Here is a 16,783-nt window from a genome sequence, read left to right on the forward strand (position 1 = left end):
CTTTCTTTCCGTTATAATAAGTGTTATTACTTAAAAAATAAGTGAAACTTGTTTAGATTAGAAAGGGAGTAAAAAATAGTGTTTGGATTTGGATCAAGAGATGTAGGGATAGACTTAGGAACAGCGAATACGCTTGTTTTCATCAAAGGGAAGGGCATCGTTTTAAGAGAGCCTTCCGTAGTAGCAAAAAACGTACAAAACGGTGACATTGTTGCAGTAGGTAACGATGCAAAAAATATGATTGGCCGTACTCCCGGTTCTATTGTGGCGATTCGTCCAATGAAGGATGGGGTTATCGCAGATTTTGATACGACCTCAGCCATGATAGAATACTATTTGAAAAATGCGATGAAGTCATCAGGCATGTCTTGGAGCAAGCCCAATGTCATGATTTGCGTACCTTTTGGTATTACTTCAGTAGAACAACGCGCTGTAATTGATGCTGCAAAGCAAGCAGGAGCTCGTGAAGCATTGACTATTGAAGAGCCGTTTGCAGCTGCGATCGGAGCTAATCTTCCAGTTTGGGAACCTACAGGAAGTATGGTCGTTGATATAGGTGGAGGAACTACAGAAGTTGCTGTTATTTCTCTTGGTGGAGTAGTTACGAGTGAATCCGTTCGTGTTGGCGGGGATGCAATGGACCAAGCGATTACAAGCTATGTTCGTAAGACGTACAATCTAACAATTGGTGAACGTACTGCAGAGGCAATCAAGATGGAAATTGGATCTGCACGTGTTATGGAAGCAGAAGAGTCTATGGATATTCGTGGTCGTGACCTTGTGACGGGGTTACCAAAAACAATTGAAATATCATCAAAAGAGATCGCAAATGCATTGCGCGAATCTATTGCGTCTATCATTGATGGAGTGAAGAAAACATTAGAACAGACTCCTCCAGAGCTTTCAGCAGATGTAATGGAGCGCGGCATTATGCTTACAGGTGGGGGAGCTTTACTTCGTAACCTGGACAAAGTGATTAGTGATCAAACGAATATGCCTGTATTTATCGCTGAAAACCCATTAGATTGTGTTGCAATCGGAACTGGTAAAGCGTTAGATCATATGGGATTATTGAAACGTCAACAAACAAAAGGTTAAGGGGAAGTGAGATATGCCACAGTTTTTTTCAAATAAGCGATTAATCTTGCTACTTGTAGGGATGATTTTTCTTGTGGCACTTATCAGCTTTACATTGCGCGATCGAAATCATGCATCATTGCCAGAACAATTAGTAAAAGATGTAGTCGGTTTTGGACAAACGTTGTTTTCCAAACCGACTCAGTATGTAACGGGTGTTTTTAATAATATAGATTCTTTACTTAATACATATGATGAGAACAAAAGATTGAAAGCAAGATTAGAAGATTATGCCTCCTTACAAGCAGAAGTAAATGATTTAAAGCTCGAAAAAAAAGAATTACAAGAAATAGTTGATAAAAAAGAAGACCTTCGTGATTTCAACCCTATCCAAGCAACGGTTATTGCTCGTAATCCCGATCAATGGGAAGAGAAAATAATCATTAATCGGGGAGAGATTCATGGAGTAGAAGCTAATATGGCCGTAATGACTGCCAAAGGTCTAATTGGTAAGGTTATATTAACTACTCCATATACCTCTACGGTTGAGCTTTTATCTACACAAAACCCGAATTATCGTGTATCAGCTGTCATTGCAAGCGAAGAGGGAGAAGTGTTCGGATTAATAGAAGGCTTTGACGAAGAACGAAAAGAATTAGTTCTGAAGAGAATTGATTCGGAGTTTGAGGTGAAAAAAGGACAGAAAGTCACTACCTCAGGCTTGGGTGGAATATTCCCAAAAGGAATTTTAGTTGGTGAGGTAACCGAGGTTACCACTGATGATTATGGTTTGACTAAACTCGCTTACATTAAACCAGAGGCAAGCTTCTCTATATTGGACCATGTAATCATCGCAAATCGTTCTATGAACGTAGTAGATGGTTCTGATGGTGCTAATACGGAGGCTGACTTGGCTGCCGAGAAAGAGGCAGGGGATGGCTCATGATGCGATATCTAGTAGTGCTCATTTCGGTTCTATTATTTTATATGGAACCGATTTTTGGTCTTTTCTCGCCAATTGAGCTAAATAATGAACTTTATACACTAGTACCAAGGTTTTTAATTATATATTTGATTTTTGTTTCTATTTATTATGATAAAAAAAGAGCAATGTTATATGGATTGTTGTTTGGGCTCTTGTACGATGTCTTTTTCATTGATATTATTGGATTATATTCTTTTATTTACCCATTAATGTGCTTGGTAGCAAGTTTTATAGTAAAATTTATACACCAACACTTGCTGGTAGCTACTATCTTGTCGCTAGTTTTAGTGGCAGTAGTAGAGACATTGCTATTCTTTTTCTATACAGCAATTGGTATTAAAATCATGACATTTAGTAGTTTTTATGAACATAATCTTTTACCAACAATGTTGGCGAACCTCATCTTTATATTGATGTTCGGATGGTTATTTAAATATATTCTTCTATACCGTTTTAATCAAAAAGCATTACTTCTTCAAAAATAATATTTTTTGGTTTCACAGTAGATCTGAGGTGACTTGATTGACGAAAAAGCAGTTAATATCGATTAAAGGAACGAAAGAGGGCCTTGTATTACGTTTAGACGATCAGTGTTCATACACAGAACTTTTAGAAGAATTAACGAAAAAGGTTTCTGATGAAGGTTTTGAAGGCCAGGCAGAAGTACTCTTACAACTTGGATATCGATATTGTAATGACGAACAGGCAAAAGAAATTATAAATTGTGTACAACAGACGGCACATCTCCGTGTTTCTAAAATACAGAGTGAAGTAATGACCGTTGAAGATTGTAATAGAAGATTATTAGAAAATCAGTCGGAGACATATGTTGGGATTGTAAGGTCTGGACAAGTCATCAAAGCAGTGGGCGACCTCGTGGTCATTGGAGATGTCAATCCGAATGGACGAGTAGTAGCTGGAGGAAATGTGTTTGTTCTTGGAAGGCTAAAGGGCATCGCACATGCTGGTTCAAATGGCAACAAAAATGCAGTCATCGCAGCTTCCTGGCTAGAGGCAACCCATCTAATAATTGATAATGTTATAGAAACGATGACGGATGAGTTAAGTGTCTTATCGGAGCAACCCGAAATGGAATGTGCTTATTTACATACTAATGGCTCTATCGCAATTGACCGTTTACAGGAGCTTAGATTAATAAGACCAAATTTATCGACATTTAAAGGAGGAAGCTAATGTGGGAGAAGCAATCGTAATAACTTCAGGTAAGGGAGGAGTCGGTAAAACGACGACCACTGCTAACCTTGGTACTGCATTGGCTTTGCAAGGTAAGAAAGTTTGTTTAATGGATACAGACATAGGTCTTAGAAACTTAGACGTTGTTCTAGGACTAGAAAATAGAATTATTTATGATTTAGTAGATGTTGTGGAAGGTCGCTGTAAGATTCACCAAGCATTAGTAAAGGATAAACGTTTTGAGGATAAACTTTACCTTTTGCCAGCAGCACAAACAACGGATAAAAATGCAGTCAATCCTGAACAGATGAGAGAACTGGTTACAGAGCTTAAACGAGATTATGATTATGTATTAATCGATTGCCCTGCTGGTATTGAACAAGGATATAAGAATGCAATTGCAGGTGCTGATAAAGCGATTGTTGTCACTACACCTGAAATTTCAGCTGTGCGTGATGCAGACCGTATAATCGGCTTGTTAGAGCAAGAGGAAGCTATCGATCCTCCAAAATTAATTATCAATCGAATCCGCCAGCATCTTATGCAAAGTGGAGACGCTTTAGATATTAATGAAATTACAACACATTTATCCATCGATTTATTAGGGATCATAGCGGATGATGAGAATGTTATTACATCTTCTAATAAGGGTGAGCCTGTAGTAATGGACCCATCTAACCGTGCTGCACTTGGTTATCGAAACATTGCAAGACGCATTTTAGGAGAATCCGTACCACTTATGTCAATGGATACCCCTAAAAAAGGCGTTATCTCTAAAATAAAATCTATTTTTGCTAAATAAGATAATAATAGCTTCAAGTGATTAGAAGAAGGCACTTTCTGTTCTATTTTGAATAGGAAGTGCCTTCTTTGTTGTTTATATCCGCCTTAAATCAACTCATCCTTTTTAAAAACGCGAATCTCTCTGCCTGTTTTGACCGAATTTAAACTTACCAAGTCGACTTTACTGATTTTACTTTTCGAGCCTTTCTTATTGATTGAAGTGGAAGACGGCGACTCAAGCCGGAAAAGCATGAGGTGAAGACCCCGCAGGAGCACAGCGACGAGGAGGCTGAGGCCATGCGGCGGAAAGCGCCCGTCTGGAACGTAAATCAGAGTCTACTCCCTATTAATTTCATAAATAACCTTTATCTCTTAAACAAGAACGGTTAAATTAATAAGCAATTCCATTTTTCTATCATGAAATGGGACAGATAGTCATATATTTTTTTAGGGGGAATGTTATGCTATCGAAAAGAAAATGGGTTCTTGCATTTCTATTAGTATTTACTTTTATCGCGATGGACAAATTAGAAGAAAATGATGCACTGTCTACTAACTATGCTTCTACACTTTTAGCTCCTCAAAAGCCTACCGAAATGTATCAAAAAGTAAGAGAATGGATTACCCCAAACGAGGAAGTAGTCACAGTGAGTGGACCGCTTTTAGAAAATCCAGTACTGGAGTATAGCACTATACAACCATATAGTGAGGGGGCAGTTCTGTCGCTCTCTGCTTCACAGGAAATTGGAGCTTCTGAAAATGGTCTGATTATATTTACTGGCTACAAAAAGAAAACTGGCAAGACTATATCTATTTTGTACGACAATGGAGAAACAGTTACTTATGGATTTGTGGAGGATTTCTTCCAGCTACCCTATACTTCTGTAAGCGCTGGAGAAATATTTGCATCAGTAAAGCGAGATATACTGTATGTGCAAGTAGAGAAAGATGGGGAAGTATTAGATACGACGGAAATCGTTGACTGGCTAGCTTTAAACTATGAAGAATAGGCTTTTCCGTATACATCCGATTATGATCCCCTTTCTTCTTTTTTTCTATTTATCTGGAGAGATTGCAGTTTATGCTATCGTTTTCGGCTCTCTCATCTTGCATGAATTAGGTCATTTAGGAGCTGCAAAGCTAGTTGGCGGGAAAATATATTCATGTACGATTCTCCCGTATGGAGGAGAAATTAAAATCGAACAATTTTCTAAATGGGAAAAGAGAGAGCAACTTGTTGTTATTTTTGGAGGACCCTTTGTTACTTTGTTACTTCTTTTATTAAGCCTAATTTTGCATTTTCCACAGGTGGAGCTACTTACCTATACGCAGCTAGTAATTCTAGGATTAAATTTACTTCCTATTTATCCACTTGATGGCGGACGCGTTATCTATTCAATATTTCCGAACTTTTATATCGAGTTAGTCAGTTTTTCTCTATGGATTAGTATGCTAATCTTTTATACCAGTCTGTACTACTTTCCTAAAGGTTTATTTGTATCGCTAATCTTTTTGTTTATTGCTATACAAAATTATTCTTCTTGGAGATTTAGAAAGTACAAGCTAGCATTTGATCGAATGACGAAAAACGCTTGACTCGATTTTTTATATGTGTTAACATTTTAATGTTATTGTTTGTAGCAGCACCCGTTGCTACAACCGCTCTGAAAAGGTTCAAGCATTCGAGTGATCGAATCACCTTTTGTAAGGCGAGTCTTAGTCTAAGAGGAGGTGCAGGTAAATGTACGCAATTATTGAAACTGGTGGTAAACAAATCAAAGTTGAACAAGGGCAAGAAATCTATATTGAAAAATTAGATGTAAACGCTGATGAAGTTGTAACTTTTGATAAAGTTTTATTCGTAGGTGGGAATGATGTTAAAGTTGGTGCTCCATTCGTGGAAGGTGCTAAAGTTACAGCGAAAGTTGTAAAAAACGGCAAAGCTAAAAAAATCATCGTTTTCAAATACAAAGCTAAAAAGAACTATCGTAAAAAACAAGGTCACCGTCAACCATATACTAAATTAGTAGTAGAATCTATTAGCTTATAATATGATTAAAGTGACTGTTACACGAGATCAATCAGGTCTTATTCATTCCTTTGAAATGAAAGGACATGCTGATTTTGCTGAACATGGGAAGGATTTAGTTTGTGCAGGAGCTTCTGCTGTATCATTTGGTGCAGTGAATGCCATTATCTCACTTACAAAAATTACTCCTATTATTAAGCAAAAGGGTGACGGAGGGTATTTATACGTGGAAGTACCTAGCATTGAAAGCTCTGAAAAAGCTGCAAGCATGCAGTTAATATTGGAGGCAATGATTGTATCTTTACAAACGATTGAGCAAGATTACGCTAAGTATATAAAAATAACCTTCAAAAAGTAGGAGGTGGAACATATGTTAAGATTAGATCTTCAGTTTTTCGCATCGAAAAAAGGAGTAGGTTCGACTAAAAATGGTCGTGACTCTCAATCGAAACGTCTAGGCGCTAAACGTGCTGATGGACAATTCGTATCAGGCGGATCAATTTTATTCCGTCAACGCGGTACAAAAATTCACCCAGGTGAAAACGTTGGCCGTGGTGGAGATGACACACTTTTCGCGAAAGTTGACGGTGTAGTGCGCTTTGAGCGTTTCGGCCGCGACAAGAAAAAAGTAAGTGTATATCCTGTAGCTCAAGAAGCTTAATTTACAAAATAAGAGGACTGCATTTATGCAGTCCTTTTTTATTTTCTTAAATAACAAAAAAGTAATCATACTCCTGCACAAAATAATTCTATACCTGTTATACTAGAAGGATAGTAAACGTTGGAGCGTGTATACTAATATGAATCCTAAAAATATATCAATTAACGAAGTACTTCGTCATTCCATGCATGATTTTTTAAATCATATGCATTTAATTCAAATGAATTTGGATATCGGTAGACCCGAAGAGGCTAAACAATTAATTCATAGGTATTCAAAGAAGTGCGCCCAATTCTTCGATTTAAACAATTTAGGATTGTTAAAGACGAATGAATGGCTGCAAACGTTTCCTATAACGTATGGTCAGATGACTTTAGAAATTCAAACATCTGTGTCAAAACGTGGGTTAGAAATGTTCGATTATGAATTAGAAAATATTCTCGATTGCTTTGTGCGAACAATTTATCCTAAGCTGCAAGGCTATCAAGAACAGATTCTAAAGGTTCATATCCATTCAAATGAATTACTTGAAGTTATAATTGAAGTAAATGGAGATTGGTCTCCATTCTCTTGGATAGAATATTCGAATCATGAATTATTTACTATGGAAAGACTGAACAACACAGTAGGATACCTGCAATTTAAGTTAGTTGCAAAGGAAAGATTGGAGTGAAATAAATGTTTGTCGATCACGTAAAGGTGTATGTAAAAGGTGGAGATGGCGGAGATGGTATGGTTGGTTTCCGTCGTGAGAAGTATGTTCCTATGGGAGGTCCCGCTGGGGGCGATGGAGGAAATGGAGGTAACGTAGTCTTTGAAGTAGATGAAGGATTACGTACTTTGATGGATTTCCGATATAAGCGACAGTTTAAAGCGAACCGAGGAGTACACGGTGGTAGTAAGAATATGCACGGTGCAAACGCGGATGATTTAATTGTTAAAGTACCAGAAGGCACTGTAGTGATGAACGAGGAAACTGGACAAGTTATCGCTGACCTAGTGGAGCATGGACAAAGAGCTGTTATCGCTAAGGGTGGACGAGGCGGACGCGGAAATTCACGTTTTGCAACACCAGCGAATCCAGCACCTGAGTTATCCGAAAAAGGAGAACCAGGAAACGAGTTAAACGTTGTTTTAGAGTTAAAAGTGTTAGCTGATGTAGGACTAGTAGGCTTCCCAAGCGTTGGTAAATCTACATTACTCTCTGTAGTATCAGCTGCTAAGCCTAAAATAGCATCGTATCATTTTACAACCATTGTACCTAACTTAGGATTAGTAGAAACGGAAGATCACCGCAGTTTTGTAATGGCTGATTTACCTGGACTTATCGAAGGTGCTCATCAAGGTGTAGGCCTTGGACATCAATTCCTGCGTCATATTGAACGTACCCGTGTAATTGTACATGTTATTGATATGTCTGGCATGGAAGGTCGCGAGCCTTACGAGGATTATGTAACAATTAATGAGGAGTTAAGACAATATAATTTACGATTGACAGAACGTCCTCAGATTATAGTAGCAAACAAAATGGATATGCCTGAAGCAGAGGAAAACCTAAAAGCATTTAAAGAAAAAGTGGGAGCAGATGCAAAAATATTCCCTATTTCTGCAGTGTCTCGTCAAGGTTTACAGGAATTACTCTTTGCTATAGCTGATATCTTAGAAGATGCTCCTGAGTATCCATTAGAGCATATGCAAGAAGAAGAAACAGAAACATCTGTCATGTACAAGCATGAAGCTTCTAAGGATGACTTTGTTATTTCTAGAGATGACGATGGTGCATTTGTACTTTCTGGTGGTACTGTAGAAAGATTATTTAAAATGACAGACTTCAGTCGAGAAGATTCTATCCGCAGATTCTCTAGACAATTACGTGGAATGGGTATCGATGATGCTCTTCGTACACGTGGTGCAAAAGATGGAGATACTGTACGACTATTACAATTCGAGTTTGAATTTATCGAATAGGGAGATGGGAACCGCATGAAGGATGTTACAAGCCAACGATTTTTTCTAGTGAGAGAAGATGTGTTGACAGAAGCAATGCAAAAAACTTTAGAAGCTAAGCATCTCCTTCAATCGAGGAAAGTTTCCTCGATTTGGGATGCTGTGAAAGAAGTCGATTTATCGCGTAGTGCTTTTTACAAATATCGTGATGCGGTTTTTCCGTTCCATTCTATTGTACAAGAAAGAATCTTAACTGTTTTTTTACAGTTAGAGGACCGAGAAGGAACGCTTGCACGATTATTATCCCTAGTGGCTGATTATGCTTGCAATGTCTTAACAATTCACCAAACGATCCCGATACAGGGACGAGCTAGCGTGACATTGTCATTGGATGTAACAGCCATGGCAAAGGAATTGGACGAGTTTATAAACGAAATGAAGCGACTAGACTTTGTAGAATCAGCAGAAATAATTAGTTCTGGTGCTTTTTAAGGAGTGTTTGTGTATGATTAATCACCAAGTTGCTTTTCTTGGACCTGAGGCATCTTTTACCCACTTAGCAACACAGGCATTATTTCCAGAGGCACCATTGTTACCTATCCGTACGATTCCAGAGTGTATTGAGATGGTGAGCAACGGTCAAGTTGAAATAGCAGTAGTGCCATTAGAAAATGCGCTAGAAGGGACAGTTCCTTTAACAATAGATTATTTGTTTCACGAAGCTAACGTCTTTGTGATTGCAGAAATTCTATCGCCGATAGCACAGCATTTAATGGTTCATCCAAATAATGAAAAAAGATGGGAAGAAATCTCTAACATTTATTCCCATCCTCATGCTTTGGCCCAGTGTCATAAATATTTGTATTACCGATTTGGTAAGGTGCCACTTGAGCAAGCATCCTCAACTGCAGCCGCAGCCAAATATGTATCGGAGCACAGTGATCAATGTATTGCTGCAATTGCTAATACTTCAGCTGCTGAAGAATATGGGCTGAAAATCGTTGAACAAAATATACATGATTTCCATTTTAACCATACTCGTTTCTTTGTCCTTTCAAAGACGAAAACAAGTATTGAAGAAATAGGTCATAACGGACAAATTAAAACGACGGTTATGATTACATTGCCAAAAGATGACCGGTCTGGTGCTTTACATCAAGTTCTATCCGTATTCGCTTGGCGTCAGCTGAACTTAAGTAAAATTGAATCTCGTCCTTTGAAGACGGGGCTAGGACAGTACTTTTTTATTATCGATGTGCTTGAAAATGAAAAAGCACCTATGATGAAAGGTGCGATGGAAGAGCTAATAGCTTTAGGGTGTGAAGTAAAATCACTCGGCTCCTACTATACATATGAAACAAAAGCGGAAGCATCCTCTAACTGAGATGCTTCCGCTTTTTTAATTTGTTTTCTTCAGAATTTAAATATTAACCCTCGAACACATAGCCTTTTTCTCGTATTGCTGCGATTCCTCGTTGTAATATCTCTTCATTTGGAGCAGATAACAAATGAATATGAAGTCCGGCAGTTAGCTCTAATAAAAAAGACGCCTCTGTTTCTTGGACTTTTTTTAAAAAGTTTTCAACATCATGACGATTAGAAACCATGATAGAGGAGGTGATTTCTCCATAAACCGGATGCTCTACAGTTACACTTTCCACTGTGACACCTGCATCCACTAATGTCAGTAACTCGTCTTTTGTATCTTCTGACTTATGATTACAGGCAATTTTTCTTTTTACAAAATTACTTTCCTCTTGATTGGGAAGTAAGATGTAACCTTGACTGGTAGACAAAATAGGATGGTTAATAGCTTTTAGTAACGTGATGTCACTGACGATAACCTGCCTACTTACATTAGTTAGCTTCGCAAGATCAGCTCCAGTGATTGGGGAGTCCTGTTCCTTTAAATAAGTCAAAATCCATTCTCTTCGCGCTGCCCCTTTTAATTTTTTCAATGTAAATCCCTCCAATCTTGCATAACGGTATAGTTACTATTCATAAGTTTATCATGAAGGGAAGTAACATTGTTTTAAAATCTGTGACCAATTTTTGATGTTACACATATTTTAATGTGAAGGAAGGAGGAAGACTTTGCAAATTCATATTGTCAAAAAGGGTGACACCCTTTGGAAAATCTCCAGAGAGTATGGAGTTTCTTTTGATGATTTAAAAAAGATTAACGCTCATTTAGCAAATCCAGAATATATAGTACCTGGCATGAAAATCTTCATCCCAGAAACTAAAAAAGCAGAGACTATGGTACATCCGTACGGAGATAATCGTCCCAACAAAAAAGGGATGATGGGGGATGGAACGGCACAGCCATACGATGGAAACCTTAAAAATATGCAAAAAGCTCAGCCAGCTCAAGTAGCACCTAAAGCACAACCAGCACCACAAGTACCACCTATACAAAAAGCGGAACCAATCGAGACGATGCCAATTATGCCACCAATTCAACCTAAGGCGGAACCAAAAGCGATTCCAATACCAATACCAATTCCGATCCCAATTCCCGAATCCAAACCCACCCCAGCTCCAGCACCAAAACCAGTACCAAAACCTGCGCCGAAACCTGCACCTGCACCTAAGCCGATAGCTCAACCTAAACCCACTCCAGCTCCAGCACCAAAACCAGTTCAACCAATTCAACAACAACCAGTACAACCAATTCAAGTACATCCGATGCCAGTACCGATGCCAATGCCTATACCAATTCCATGTCCACCAATGCATCAACCGGTATACACAATGCCATGTCCACCAATGCCTTGCCCACCGATGCCATGTCCGCCAGACTATCCGGTACACTATTTGCCACATATGCAACCAATGGCTGTTCAACCAACGACATCCGCTCCAATGCACATGATGACTAAGCCAGAATTTGAAATGCCATCACCAAATAGCTGGATGCTAATTGAGTCGACGAGCATGACAGCAGAGGGACAGGTAGAATTTAGTGCTGCACCTAGTCATCCACGTACGCATGTAGAAGAAAAAGTTCATGAGCAGGTAATGCAAATGTTTGTTGAGGACCCATCATCTGCAATGGAAATGGCTTATGATTATATGCAGCATACTCAGCAGCCACAAGCTCACCAAACATATGCTCAGCCGGAATTTCAACAATATCCTGCATATAATCAGGTACAATGTTCATCCTGTGGAGGCTCTAACCATGCACAGCCAGAAATGTATGCACATCACCAATATCTAGGTGGCTATCCTTACCCTCCACAACATTTTTACCAACCAAATTTTCATTGCCAACCATATCCTCATAGACACTTTTAAATGTGGATACTTATATAAAGCAAATAAAAAAGAATGTGTGGAAGTGGAAAAAGGAAGACGGTATTTTTTCAGTTAAGAAATATGCTTCCCAGGAACAGGCTGCAAAGATAGGCTATATTCATGATGAACTGTCTGCACTAAAAAAACCATTTGTCCTACCAATTATCCCGACTACCCAAAAAGGGTATATCATTCAGCCGTGGTTCGAAAATAGTCGTGCAGTAAGCTACAAAGATAAAAAAGATCGATTAGCGACGTACACGTTACTGAAAAGAATGCATGGAACGAGAAGGAAAATAGAATGGGAAAAGAGCCCGTTTCTTTATCCGTTTAACCTTATCTCTAAATGGCAAGCTAGGTACTTCAAGGTATCAGAGATTGTGCCATTTATAGAATCGTATATTGGGTATAACCAGACTAAATTGCTTTTACATTATGGGGAGATTGCTCTTAGTGAAATTCGACCATTTAGTTTGAAGAATTTAACCCTTTTACACGGTGATGTCGTTCATCATAATTTTCTAGTAAGAGATGATACGTATAAGATGATTGATTTTGATTTAGCAGTGCTAGGTCCAAAGGAAATGGAGTTTATCCTATGGATTCATCGAGTACTACCTGAAATGGACTACAATATTGAGTTATTTTTAAATGAGTTTCCAGAATTAGAAAAAATAATGTCCAAATACAAAGAAGCAATCATGTATCCTAATGAATTGTATAGAGAATGGTTATATGCATTTGCCTTACCGGAAGAACGTAAACAGAAGTTTATAAATCAGCTTATTCCGTATACGAACAAAGCTTTAACAAATTGGCCTATTTTATGCTATAATTTAAGTCAGCTATAATAGTTTACATGTAGTGGTCGCTCAAAGAACATGGGCGGCCCTCTTTGTTTGATATGTTATAATGATTAGAAGGATTGGTGGGAAATAAAGTATGTATGATTACATAAAAGGGCAAGTCACTCGAGTGACACCTGAATACGTTGTGTTAGAGCAACAGGGAATTGGCTATCAATTGTTTACGCCTAATCCGTTCGCCTTTCAAAGAAGTGAGGAAGAAACGCAAGTCTTTACCTATCTACATGTAAGAGAGGATGCCCAACAATTAATGGGCTTTCCTAACCTGGCACAAAGAGAGTTATTTCGAAAATTGATCCTGGTATCTGGTATTGGTCCTAAAGGTGCATTAGCCATACTAGCAAGTGGTGAGCCGACACATGTGATAAAAGCGATTGAAAGAGAAGATGAATCGTTCTTGGTCAAGTTTCCCGGAGTAGGTAAAAAAACTGCAAGACAAATGATTCTAGATTTAAAAGGCAAATTAAATGACCTAATAGATATCGAACAGCTAGAATTTGAGGACGATGAGCCAAGCCTATTCACTGAGCATGATACCGTTCATGAAATGGAAGAGGCTATGCTAGCTTTAACCGCTCTAGGATATTCAGAAAAAGAATTATCCAAAATCCGTCCTAAGCTTAAGGCAAATAATGAATTGACTACAACTGACGAATTCATGAAAAAATCATTGCAGCTACTATTCTCTGGTAAGTAAGAAAGGAGGAGTTTTGTTTGTCAGAACGTGTTATTTCCAGTGAAATTTCTTCCTATGATGAACCTTTTGAGCAATCCCTCCGTCCTCAGTTATTAACTCAGTATATTGGGCAAGATAAAATAAAGCATAATTTGGCTATATTTATTGAAGCTGCAAAAATGAGAAATGAGAGCTTGGATCATTGCTTACTTTATGGTCCACCGGGTCTTGGTAAAACCACACTTGCTGCTGTCATAGCTAACGAAATGAATGTTCAAATGAGGATGACAAGTGGTCCCGCAATCGAGCGTCCAGGTGATTTGGCAGCAATCGTTAGCTCTTTGGAGCCTGGCGATGTGTTATTCATTGATGAAATTCATCGTTTAAACCGCTCGATTGAAGAGGTTCTTTATCCAGCTATGGAAGATTTCTGCTTAGATATTGTAGTAGGAAAAGGTCCTTCGGCTAGAAGTGTACGTTTGGATCTTCCTCCCTTTACATTAGTTGGAGCAACAACAAGAGCAGGCGCACTATCTGCCCCTTTACGGGATCGCTTTGGAGTGCTGCTTCGTTTGGATTACTATGATGAAGAAGCCCTTACGTCAATTGTATTAAGAAGCGCAGAGCTATTTAATGCAGCAATAGATCATGAATCAGCTGGTGAAATCGCCCGTCGCTCTAGAGGCACCCCCCGTATTGCCAATCGTTTGTTAAAAAGGGTTAGGGATTATGCTCAAGTGAGAGGTAATGGTAACATTACGATAACTATTGCTAAAGAAGCGCTGGAACTATTACAGGTTGATCCGAGAGGCTTGGATCATATCGACCATAAGCTGATTAATGCTATGATTGAGCGTTTTAGAGGTGGCCCCGTAGGGTTAGATACGATTGCAGCAAGTATTGGTGAAGAATCTACTACTATTGAGGATGTGTACGAGCCTTATTTAATGCAAATAGGCTTTATACAACGATCTCCTCGTGGAAGAATTGTAACTCCGCTTGCTTATGAACATTTAGGAAAACCATTGCCAATCGATGGAAACAATTAATAAAGGATGTCCTTATAAATGAGAGTAGAAGATTTTGATTTTGATTTACCAGAAGAGTTAATCGCGCAAGTACCGTTAGCTGATCGGACAAGCAGTAAGCTGTTAATCACCGATTATGCGAACCAAAAGCTAACGCATACCAATTTTTCGAAAATAATTGATGAATTACATGAAGGGGATTGCCTTGTACTTAACGATACTAAGGTAATGCCTGCCCGACTAATGGGAACTAAAAAAGATACTGGTGCTAATATTGAGGTGCTATTGTTAACTCAAATGGAAGGTGATGAATGGGAAACCCTTGTCAAACCAGCTAAACGAGTGAAAATAGGCACAAAAATAGTATTTGGTGAAGGATTATTGACAGCAGTGTGTACCGGATTAAAAGATCACGGAGGAAGAATATTCCGTTTTGAATATACTGGAGTATTCTTTGAGGTATTGGACAAACTCGGCGAGATGCCTTTACCACCTTATATTCATGAAAAATTGGAAGATAAGGATCGTTACCAAACGGTTTATGCAAAAGAACAAGGTTCAGCTGCTGCTCCAACGGCAGGCTTACATTTCACAACCGAGCTACTAGAGGAGATAAAAGCGAAAGGTATTAAAATCGCATTTGTAACACTTCATGTAGGTTTGGGAACATTCAGACCAGTAAGCGTTGATTCCATAGATGACCATGAGATGCATTCGGAATTCTACCGTGTTACACAGGAAACTGCTGAACTGATTAATGGTGTGAAGGAAGCTGGTGGTAAAGTAGTAGCAGTTGGAACCACTTCCACAAGAACATTGGAAACTGTCGCTACAAAGTTTGATGGTATATTAAAAGAAGATAGCGGATGGACATCCATTTTCATTTATCCAGGATACGAATTTAAATGTATCGATGGAATGATCACTAACTTTCATTTACCAAAATCCACTCTTGTCATGCTAGTTAGTGCTTTAACATCAAAGGAATTTATACTGTCTGCATACCAAGAAGCAATAGAACAGCGTTATCGCTTCTTTAGCTTTGGCGATGCGATGTTTATAAAAGGAAGGAACTATTAAATGACTGCAATTACGTATGAGTTAATAAAAAAAGATAAACAAACCGGAGCCCGTCTTGGTATAGTACATACACCTCATGGTTCATTCGAGACACCAACCTTTATGCCGGTTGGAACACAAGCAACTGTTAAAACAATGGCTCCAGAAGAAATCAAAGAGATGGACGCAGGAATAATTTTAAGTAATACCTACCATCTGTGGCTTCGTCCTGGACATGATATTATTCGTGAGGCTGGCGGATTACACAAATTTATGAATTGGGATCGAGCAATCTTAACAGATTCAGGCGGCTTCCAAGTATTTAGTTTAAGCGATATGCGTAAGATAGAAGAAGAAGGTGTGCATTTCCGCAATCACTTGAATGGGGACAAGCTATTTTTAAGTCCAGAAAAGTCGATGGAGATACAAAATGCACTAGGCTCTGATATTATGATGGCCTTTGATGAATGTCCTCCTTATCCAGCTACTTTCGAATACATGAAAGCATCTGTTGAGCGTACGTCTCGTTGGGCAGAACGATGCTTAACTGCTCATACAAACACGGATAAACAGGGCTTATTCGGTATCATTCAAGGTGGAGAATATGAAGAGCTTCGTCGCCAGTCAGCGAAGGATTTAATTTCATTAGATTTCCCTGGTTATGCTATTGGTGGTTTATCTGTAGGTGAACCAAAAGACGTTATGAATCGAGTATTAGATTTCACAACTCCTTTAATGCCTGATAACAAGCCTCGTTACTTAATGGGAGTAGGCTCACCAGACTCACTAATCGATGGTTCTATTCGTGGCGTGGATATGTTTGATTGCGTATTACCTACACGAATTGCTCGAAATGGTACATTCTTTACGCACCAAGGAAGATTAGTAATTAAAGGCGCTAAATTTGCTAGAGATTTTGGTCCTATCGATGAAAAATGTGATTGCTATACATGCAAAAATTATTCAAGAGCTTATATTCGTCATCTTTTCAAAGCAGATGAGACCTTTGGATTGCGTTTAGCATCTTATCATAATCTCCATTTCTTGATGAAATTAATGGAGAATGTACGCCAGGCAATTAGAGAAGATCGTCTATTAGATTTTAAAGAAGAGTTTTTTGAAGAGTATGGGTACAACAAACCAAATGCAAAAAACTTCTGATTCTTGTATACTGTATA

At 38.6% G+C, this 16,783-nt stretch carries 21 protein-coding genes and 1 other annotated feature; of the genes, 20 read left to right on the plus strand and 1 reads right to left on the minus strand.

Going from position 1 to position 16,783, the window contains the following annotated elements:
* The first annotated feature begins 78 nt into the window (after window positions 1-78).
* The 14 genes from Q0371_RS08560 to pheA all read left to right on the plus strand — a co-directional run bounded on the left by Q0371_RS08560 (window position 79) and on the right by pheA (window position 10,060).
* A complete protein-coding gene (locus Q0371_RS08560) occupies window positions 79-1,098 on the plus strand; it encodes a rod shape-determining protein (protein ID WP_169359895.1) in 1,020 nt (339 codons plus the stop codon).
* A 13-nt stretch (window positions 1,099-1,111) separates the two neighbouring features.
* Entirely contained in the window at window positions 1,112-2,023 is a 912-nt protein-coding gene (mreC, locus tag Q0371_RS08565; RefSeq protein WP_298470313.1) for a rod shape-determining protein MreC, read from the plus strand.
* Entirely contained in the window at window positions 2,020-2,547 is a 528-nt protein-coding gene (gene mreD, locus Q0371_RS08570) for a rod shape-determining protein MreD (RefSeq protein WP_169359897.1), read from the plus strand. Before mreC ends, mreD begins: the two co-directional genes overlap by 4 nt.
* A gap of 37 nt (window positions 2,548-2,584) precedes the next feature.
* Window positions 2,585-3,256 carry a septum site-determining protein MinC gene (gene minC, locus Q0371_RS08575; RefSeq protein ID WP_169359898.1) on the plus strand — a complete coding sequence of 224 codons (672 nt, stop codon included), beginning with the start codon at window positions 2,585-2,587 and terminating at the stop codon, window positions 3,254-3,256.
* A 1-nt stretch (window position 3,257) separates the two neighbouring features.
* The gene (gene minD, locus Q0371_RS08580; RefSeq protein ID WP_298470315.1) at window positions 3,258-4,058 is read left to right on the plus strand and encodes a septum site-determining protein MinD; all 801 of its coding nucleotides are present in this window, start codon (window positions 3,258-3,260) and stop codon (window positions 4,056-4,058) included.
* Window positions 4,059-4,500: 442 nt separating this feature from the next.
* Window positions 4,501-5,049 carry a hypothetical protein gene (locus tag Q0371_RS08585; protein WP_298470317.1) on the plus strand — a complete coding sequence of 183 codons (549 nt, stop codon included), beginning with the start codon at window positions 4,501-4,503 and terminating at the stop codon, window positions 5,047-5,049.
* Entirely contained in the window at window positions 5,039-5,635 is a 597-nt protein-coding gene (locus Q0371_RS08590) for a site-2 protease family protein (protein ID WP_169359901.1), read from the plus strand. Before Q0371_RS08585 ends, Q0371_RS08590 begins: the two co-directional genes overlap by 11 nt.
* 51 nt (window positions 5,636-5,686) lie before the next feature.
* Window positions 5,687-5,766, plus strand: a sequence feature (ribosomal protein L21 leader region).
* A 14-nt stretch (window positions 5,767-5,780) separates the two neighbouring features.
* Window positions 5,781-6,089: a 50S ribosomal protein L21 gene (gene rplU, locus Q0371_RS08595; RefSeq protein WP_142538629.1), complete on the plus strand. Its 309-nt coding sequence runs from the start codon at window positions 5,781-5,783 to the stop codon at window positions 6,087-6,089.
* A gap of 1 nt (window position 6,090) precedes the next feature.
* Window positions 6,091-6,426 carry a ribosomal-processing cysteine protease Prp gene (locus tag Q0371_RS08600; RefSeq protein WP_298470325.1) on the plus strand — a complete coding sequence of 112 codons (336 nt, stop codon included), beginning with the start codon at window positions 6,091-6,093 and terminating at the stop codon, window positions 6,424-6,426.
* Between the two features lie 12 nt (window positions 6,427-6,438).
* Entirely contained in the window at window positions 6,439-6,729 is a 291-nt protein-coding gene (gene rpmA / locus Q0371_RS08605; protein ID WP_144535725.1) for a 50S ribosomal protein L27, read from the plus strand.
* 139 nt (window positions 6,730-6,868) lie between these two features.
* The gene (locus Q0371_RS08610; protein WP_298470327.1) at window positions 6,869-7,402 is read left to right on the plus strand and encodes a Spo0B domain-containing protein; all 534 of its coding nucleotides are present in this window, start codon (window positions 6,869-6,871) and stop codon (window positions 7,400-7,402) included.
* A 5-nt stretch (window positions 7,403-7,407) separates the two neighbouring features.
* Window positions 7,408-8,697, plus strand: a complete 1,290-nt coding sequence (gene obgE, locus Q0371_RS08615; protein ID WP_169359904.1) for a GTPase ObgE — start codon at window positions 7,408-7,410, stop codon at window positions 8,695-8,697.
* A gap of 15 nt (window positions 8,698-8,712) precedes the next feature.
* The gene (locus Q0371_RS08620; protein WP_169359905.1) at window positions 8,713-9,168 is read left to right on the plus strand and encodes an ACT domain-containing protein; all 456 of its coding nucleotides are present in this window, start codon (window positions 8,713-8,715) and stop codon (window positions 9,166-9,168) included.
* A 13-nt stretch (window positions 9,169-9,181) separates the two neighbouring features.
* Window positions 9,182-10,060, plus strand: a complete 879-nt coding sequence (gene pheA / locus Q0371_RS08625; RefSeq protein WP_298470330.1) for a prephenate dehydratase — start codon at window positions 9,182-9,184, stop codon at window positions 10,058-10,060.
* A 43-nt stretch (window positions 10,061-10,103) separates the two neighbouring features.
* Here the strand turns inward: pheA and Q0371_RS08630 are convergent, their stop codons facing one another.
* Window positions 10,104-10,634 carry a transcription repressor NadR gene (locus tag Q0371_RS08630; protein ID WP_298470332.1) on the minus strand — a complete coding sequence of 177 codons (531 nt, stop codon included), beginning with the start codon at window positions 10,632-10,634 and terminating at the stop codon, window positions 10,104-10,106.
* 136 nt (window positions 10,635-10,770) lie between these two features.
* On the opposite strand from Q0371_RS08630, the gene Q0371_RS08635 reads away from it, so the two are divergent.
* The 6 genes from Q0371_RS08635 (at window position 10,771) to tgt (ending at window position 16,766) form a co-directional block, all read left to right on the plus strand.
* Window positions 10,771-11,976, plus strand: coding sequence for a LysM peptidoglycan-binding domain-containing protein (locus Q0371_RS08635; RefSeq protein WP_298470334.1), 1,206 nt, complete (start codon window positions 10,771-10,773; stop codon window positions 11,974-11,976).
* 35 nt (window positions 11,977-12,011) lie between these two features.
* Window positions 12,012-12,827 (plus strand): hypothetical protein, encoded by an 816-nt coding sequence (locus Q0371_RS08640; protein WP_298470336.1) that lies wholly within the window; start codon window positions 12,012-12,014, stop codon window positions 12,825-12,827.
* Window positions 12,828-12,918: 91 nt separating this feature from the next.
* A complete protein-coding gene (ruvA, locus tag Q0371_RS08645; RefSeq protein WP_298470338.1) occupies window positions 12,919-13,539 on the plus strand; it encodes a Holliday junction branch migration protein RuvA in 621 nt (206 codons plus the stop codon).
* A gap of 17 nt (window positions 13,540-13,556) precedes the next feature.
* Window positions 13,557-14,567: a Holliday junction branch migration DNA helicase RuvB gene (ruvB, locus tag Q0371_RS08650; RefSeq protein ID WP_298470340.1), complete on the plus strand. Its 1,011-nt coding sequence runs from the start codon at window positions 13,557-13,559 to the stop codon at window positions 14,565-14,567.
* Window positions 14,568-14,585: 18 nt separating this feature from the next.
* Window positions 14,586-15,626, plus strand: coding sequence for a tRNA preQ1(34) S-adenosylmethionine ribosyltransferase-isomerase QueA (queA, locus tag Q0371_RS08655; RefSeq protein WP_298470342.1), 1,041 nt, complete (start codon window positions 14,586-14,588; stop codon window positions 15,624-15,626).
* Window positions 15,627-16,766 carry a tRNA guanosine(34) transglycosylase Tgt gene (gene tgt, locus Q0371_RS08660; RefSeq protein ID WP_169358001.1) on the plus strand — a complete coding sequence of 380 codons (1,140 nt, stop codon included), beginning with the start codon at window positions 15,627-15,629 and terminating at the stop codon, window positions 16,764-16,766.
* Window positions 16,767-16,783 lie beyond the last annotated feature (17 nt).

The organism is uncultured Psychrobacillus sp., assembly GCF_938022135.1.
Classification (GTDB): Bacteria; Bacillota; Bacilli; order Bacillales_A; family Planococcaceae; genus Psychrobacillus.